This is a genomic window from Shewanella intestini (genome assembly GCF_018221465.1).
Classification (GTDB): Bacteria; Pseudomonadota; Gammaproteobacteria; order Enterobacterales; family Shewanellaceae; genus Shewanella; species Shewanella intestini.
In genome coordinates, this window is record NZ_JAAIKR010000016.1 from 101,812 (window position 1) to 108,388 (window position 6,577).

Annotated in this window: 3 protein-coding genes; all 3 read left to right on the plus strand. The window is 42.5% G+C overall.

The features are described 5' to 3' along the window. Positions 1–24: 24 nt before the first annotated feature. The 3 genes from G3R48_RS14635 to G3R48_RS14645 all read left to right on the plus strand — a co-directional run bounded on the left by G3R48_RS14635 (position 25) and on the right by G3R48_RS14645 (position 6,268). The gene (locus tag G3R48_RS14635; RefSeq protein ID WP_153665772.1) at positions 25–1,509 is read left to right on the plus strand and encodes a leucyl aminopeptidase; all 1,485 of its coding nucleotides are present in this window, start codon (positions 25–27) and stop codon (positions 1,507–1,509) included. Between the two features lie 563 nt (positions 1,510–2,072). Beyond that, positions 2,073–3,188: an efflux RND transporter periplasmic adaptor subunit gene (locus tag G3R48_RS14640; RefSeq protein WP_153665770.1), complete on the plus strand. Its 1,116-nt coding sequence runs from the start codon at positions 2,073–2,075 to the stop codon at positions 3,186–3,188. Continuing rightward, positions 3,188–6,268, plus strand: coding sequence for an efflux RND transporter permease subunit (locus tag G3R48_RS14645; protein ID WP_153665768.1), 3,081 nt, complete (start codon positions 3,188–3,190; stop codon positions 6,266–6,268). The genes G3R48_RS14640 and G3R48_RS14645 overlap by 1 nt, the downstream gene beginning before the upstream one ends. Positions 6,269–6,577 lie beyond the last annotated feature (309 nt).

The window sequence follows — 6,577 nt, forward strand, 5'->3', positions numbered from 1 at the left end:
TAATTAACTATGTGGATGGACTCTATGACATTTTCATTTAATGTAACTAACCAATCACCAGCAACGGTTAAAGCCGATGCGATTGTGGTATTTGTTGCTAAAGACGGCGCTCTTTCAAGCAGTGCCCAAGCAATTGAAGACGCTAACCAAGGCCTTATTAGCAAGCGCTTAAGCTGCAAAGACTTAGCTGAAAAATCGGGTAACGCAATCACTCTATTTGACCCAGCAGCCATAAAAGCTGAACGTGTAGTTGTCGTTTACACTGAATCATTCACCCTTGATGCACAAGACTTTGACGAGCTATGTGACAGCCTTTCAACAATCCTGACGTCACTAAAGCAAGCTAACATTACCGTATGCTTAAACGATCTAACCGTTAACGGTCAAAATGAAGCTTACCTCGTACAACAACTCGCTGATGTACTAGTTAAAAACACCTACAAATTCACGGGTTTTAAATCAGATGACGACACCAATGAACCACTAGCCAGTGTTGTCAGTTTTTACTCTGAAAACCAACAAGCGGTTGCTCAAGCAGCTAAAACCGGTGTCAGCGTTGCTAACGGTAAAAACGTGGCACGTCACCTAGGTAACTTACCACCAAATATCTGTCATCCAACTTACCTTGCTGAAACAGCATTAACGCTTGCTGAGCAAAACAATAAATTGTCAGTGCGCATTGTTGATGAAGCTGAAATGGCTGAATTAGGTATGCATTCACTACTTTCTGTGGGTAACGGTTCAGCGCAACCATCAAAACTGATTGTGATGGAATATAAAGGGGCAGCCCAAGCGGATGCAAAACCTTATGCCTTAGTGGGTAAAGGTGTCACCTTTGACTCAGGCGGAATTTCACTCAAACCTGGCGCTGCAATGGACGAAATGAAATTCGACATGTGCGGCGCGGCCAGTGTATTTGGTACGGTTGCCTCAGTGGTTGAATTAGACTTACCGATTAACCTTGTTGCTGTTGTGGGCGCGGCCGAAAACATGCCAAGCGACTGCGCAACTCGCCCAGGTGATGTGATTAAAACCATGTCAGGTAAAACCATTGAAGTACTAAACACTGACGCTGAAGGCCGTTTAGTATTATGTGACGCACTGACATTTGTTCAGCAGTATCAACCTAAAACTATCATCGATATTGCTACATTAACAGGTGCAATTATTGTGGCGCTAGGCGATCAAGCAGCAGGTTTATTCAGTAACGACCAAGCTTTTGCTGACACATTAATTAAGTCTGGTGAGCAAACAGGTGATTTATTATGGCAATTCCCTATTTGGGAACGCTACGGTAAAAAACTAAAGAGTAACTTTGCTGATTTAGCTAACATTGGTACTCCAGGCGCGGGCAGTATTACCGCCGCGTGTTTCCTATCTGAGTTTGTTAAAGACCAAACTTGGGCTCACATCGACATTGCAGGTGTCGCGTGGAATAAAGGTAACAGCAAAGGCGCTACCGGTAAGCCAGTCGGTTTATTAGTGAACTACCTAATGAACGTAAAATAAACCGTCAAGACAAGCAATAAAACTTGCGTGAGTGTGAATGATGACCATCCACTCACGCTTTTTTATGGATAAGAGTTAGCGCATTCGATAGTAAGTGCATAAGGGTAAAGCTTAATTTTCAACGATATGCAGCGTCAATAGCGCATTAGGTTTTAAAGCAACAGGTCAACTGGTCACTTTTTTGCGTGTGAATGCCTAATCCCCCCTAACTATTGCCGCTAAAATTCAACCACTATCAAAACCAACGTCTACACTGCTTAGGAGCTAATAGCGCCATTTAGCCGCTTTGTTACCTGTTGATTCAAATTAATTACCGGCACAAAACATACTGCAACACCTTGCCACCAAACAATAACAACGCCACACGAATGTTATGAAAAATAAGCAGTGGTTACGGGATTTATGCTGATGATTTCTGCAACAAAGTAAATTTAAAATAGCAGTATTTACAAGCTGTAAATCATAAGATTTAATGTTCAATTAAGGTATTTATCGTCCTAAATATTGCTTGAAAAGATCAACGCACTTCATGCGCTAATGTCGATAACAATAAGGCTTCCAACATGCAATTTGCTCGCACGCTTCAACGCGCCCTACTCCCTTTAGCTACCATTGTCGCAGTGACGTTACCGACAATAAGCTGGGCAGATACCGTCTTACCAGTACAAGTCGAGCCAGTACAGCAAACTCGATTTGCCTCATTAGTGAAAGAAGTCGGCAAAATAAAAGCTATCGACTCCACAACATTAAGTTTTAATGCCAGCGAAAAAATTCAACAGATTAACTTTCACGATGGTGACTTAGTCAAAAAAGGTGACATTATTGCTGAGCTTAATAACACCAAAGCTAAGCTTGATTTTACTAAAGCCAAAAATAGCTTAGCGTTAAAACAAACCAAGTTAGATAGGCTCAACGGGCTGTTGGCCAAAGAACCTTATGCCATGTCGAAACAAGATGTCGATGAAGTAACCGAGAGTTATTACATTGCCAAAGCAGACTTTGCTCTAAAACAAGTACAGCTAAAAGACTATCAAATTATCGCACCATTTGACGGCAGACTGACCAGTTTTAATCAATCTATCGGCAGCCATATCAATGCAGGCACCACTTTGGTGACCTTATATAAACTGGATCCGGTAAAAGTCAAATACGCCATTGGCCAAGAAGACTTAGCGAAAGCGCAAAAAGGCCAAAAAGTAGAGATAACCGTAGAAGCATTTGCCAAACAAAACTTTAAAGGTCAAGTCAGTTACGTTGCCCCTAATGTTGACGACCAGTCTGGACGCATTGAAATACAAGCCGTCATTGATAACCCAGAGCATCATCTTGCGCCGGGCATGTTTGCCAATATTAAGCATTATTTTAGTCGCGGTAATTTGCATCTTACGATCCCACAAAATGCGGTGATAGCCAATAATAACCAACGTTATGTATGGGTTGTTGCTAACAACAAAGCCATTAAGCGCGATGTCACTTTAGGTAAAAATATTAACAATGGTTATGTCGTCGTGACTGCTGGGCTGTATAACAATGAACAAGTGATTGTCAGCGGTATGCAAAATTTATCAGAAAACAGCTTGATAAAAATACTGCCACCACAAGCATCAAAAGCGCCGCAACAGCCGCCTAAAACAGCAACGCCTGCTGCAACGTCATCAACTCAACAAGAGCAACAATAATGCGTTTACCTGAAGTGTGTATCCGCCATCCTATCTTTGCCTGTGTGTTAAGTATTATGGCCATTTTATTTGGCATTATTGGGTTTCAACATCTCGATATTCGCTACTTTCCTAAACATCAAACTCACACCGCTACTGTGAATGCCTCCATTGCAGGAGCGAGTGCGCAATATATGTCAGACAATGTCGCAGACAAGCTAATTTCAGCGGTGTCTAATGTTGATAAAGTCGACACCATGAACACTAACTGCAGCCAAGGTAGTTGTTCATTAAGTATTACTTTTAAAGACGATATTTCTGACATTGACTACGCCAGCTTAATGAATAAAGTCCGTAGTGGCGTTGAGGGGATTACTGACTTTCCTTCAAGCATGATTGGCAAACCCAGTGTGACGGATGACCAATCTAACACGACCACCGCGTCTAATATCATTACCTTTATTAATGACGGCAGCATGACCAAGGCGCAAATGTTTGACTACGTGTCGCATCATGTTGCCCAGCAAATAAAACTTATCCCGGGAGTCGGGTCGGTTTGGGGCCCCTATGGTGGTTCTTTTCAGGGCGTAAGAGTGTGGTTAAAACCTGAAAAAATGAATGCCTTTAACATTAAAGCAGCTGACGTTGTCGGGGTGATAAGCACCTATAACAACAGCTTTACTTCAGGCTCGATTATTGGTAAAAGCCGCACGTTTTCAATTAATCCGGTTTATCAAGTTAAGACTGTGGATGACGTAAAAGGCCTGGTGCTACGCGCAGATAACGAAAATATTATCCGTATTAAAGACGTCGCCAACGTGGTGATGGGCGATGACAGCTTACAACCCAGCATTCTTACCATTGACGGCAACCAAGCCATGTCATTGCAAATTAGACCTAGAAGCAATGCTAATCCTGTCACCGTCGCCAAAGATATCAAACTGAAAATAGCCCAGATGCAGCCTGAGCTGCCAAAAGGCTTATCAATGGACATGGTGTATAACCAAGCGGACTTTATTCAAGCGTCCATTGATGAAGGCGTGTCAGCATTAGTTCAAGCCATTATTTTAGTATCATTAATCATGGTGTTATTTTTGGGCTCAGCTCGCGCAGCAGCAATACCCATTGTCACTATCCCAGTATGTATTATTGGGGTATTTGCCGTGATGTCATTGTTCGGTTTTACCATTAATACGCTTACCATTTTGGCGCTGATCTTGGCGATTGGTTTGGTGGTGGATGATGCCATTGTGGTGGTAGAAAACTGCTATCGTCATATTGAGCAAGGTGAAAGTCCATTTAACGCTGCCATTAATGGCTGTAAAGAAATTATTTTTCCTATTTTAGCCATGACCTTTACCTTGACCGCGGTCTATTTGCCAATTGGGTTAATGTCAGGGCTGACGGCCGACTTATTTAGACAGTTTTCTTTTACGCTTGCCGCCGCGGTTATTATTTCAGGTATGGTGGCATTAACGTTGTCGCCGATGATGAGCGCCTATTTAATTAAACCACAGCAACATAAAGCGACTTGGTTTGTTACCCTTGAGCGCAAGCAGCAACAGTTAACTGAGGGATATACCCAGCAGTTGTCGCAGTGGTTTAATAAAAAACGCCTGATGTCTGCAATTGCTGTGGTGTTGCTGTTATTGGCGGGGTTAAGTTATTGGCAGTCACCTAAAACCTTATTACCCGCAGAGGATTCAGGCTTTATTGATGTGTCATTAACTGGGCCAACAGGTGTTGGGCGCGAATACCACCTTGCTCACAACGACGAACTAAACAGCGTTATGAAAGATGTAGATGGGATTCAAACCAACTTATCTTATATTGAAGGAGGGCCAACTAATCATGTGCTATTGAGCCCATGGGGCGAAAGAAGCCGTGATATTGGTGACATCATTGCAGAACTGACTCAAAAAGCGAAACAAACGGTATCAGCGTACAATATGTCGTTCACGATCCGCTCGGCAAATAACCTTAACATGACCACCAATATTAAGTTAGCGTTAACCACCCTAGATAAAGATCGTAATGGGTTAAGTCACACTGCCGCCAAAATACAACACGCTTTAGAAAATTACCCTGGCGTGACAGGGGTAACTAACTCGGTTGTGCGCGATCAACTGCGGTATGACTTATCGATTGATCGTAATGCCATTACGTTATCGGGAGTCAATTACGCTGAAGTCACTAACGCTTTGTCAACCTTCTTAGGCTCAGTAAAAGCGGCGAACTTACACGGTGAAGATGATTACACCTACCCTATTAGGGTTCAAGTTAATCGCAAAGAGCTAGGCGATTTTGACGTACTCAATAAACTGTATGTTAATTCAAATTCTGGCCAAGCCATTCCACTGTCGCAATTTGTTAGCATTAAACAAGTGACTGCTGAGTCGAGCATTAAAACTTACAAGGGTTTATATTCTGCTGAAATAGCGGCAAATTTAAGTTCAGGTTACGCCTTGAGTGACGTTAAACATTATATAGATAACCACATACCGGGTTTATTGACCGCTAGCCAAGACATTCATTACGATGGGGTAATTAAAGAGTTAACGGACTCACAAGCACGTACCTTGTCGTTATTCTTATTAGCGCTGGTGTTTATTTACTTAATCTTAGCGGCACAATTTGAAAGTTTTATCGACCCTTTCATCATTATGCTTACCGTGCCGTTATGTTTAGTGGGTGCTCTGCTAACACTATTTTTATTTGGCAAAAGCATTAATATTTACTCGCAAATTGGTTTCTTAACCTTGATAGGTTTGGTCACCAAACACGGGATTTTGTTGGTTGAATTTGCTAACAAAGAGCAGCTAAAAGGCATTGCGCCAATGCAAGCGGTGATTAACAGCACTAAAGCCAGATTAAGACCGATTTTAATGACCACATTAACCATGATCCTCAGTGCTATTCCATTAGCAATGGCAACTGGACCAGGCTCATTAGGGTTAGCGAATATCGGCTTAGTATTAGTTGGCGGCTTACTAACAGGTACGTTCTTCTCATTATTTGTTGTCCCTGTCGCCTATGTGGCATTCGCTCGTTTGAGGCGTATCGACGTACTGGCTAATCTACGAGAAAAAGTCAGCCACTAACGGCTCAGCTAGCTAACGATTAAAAACCGCTATATCAATAGCGGTTTTTTTATGGGTAAGTATCGATATATGGATTTCACACAAGATTTCCAAACCCCGTTTGAATTAACGTCGTGGCGCTTCGCCCACACCAGAGCAAGAAGGGGGAAACTGCTCCCCCCTCTTGCATCTCCCCAGCAGCCCCGGCGAAACTTTCTGGAAAACGAAAGATTTCCAACGGGGGCAATCCAGCTTTAAACTTCGTTTTCCATACAACATTTAATTGAGATTGCTCTTTTACAGTTGCCATCCTTACTGCCTAGATTGCAC

Bases quoted from the DNA above. Each gene is read 5' to 3' on its own strand.
- G3R48_RS14645 (WP_153665768.1), top strand. From the start codon at position 3,188: ATGCGTTTACCTGAAGTGTGTATCCGCCATCCTATCTTTGCCTGTGTG.
- G3R48_RS14635 (WP_153665772.1), top strand. From the start codon at position 25: ATGACATTTTCATTTAATGTAACTAACCAATCACCAGCAACGGTTAAA.
- G3R48_RS14640 (WP_153665770.1), top strand. From the start codon at position 2,073: ATGCAATTTGCTCGCACGCTTCAACGCGCCCTACTCCCTTTAGCTACC.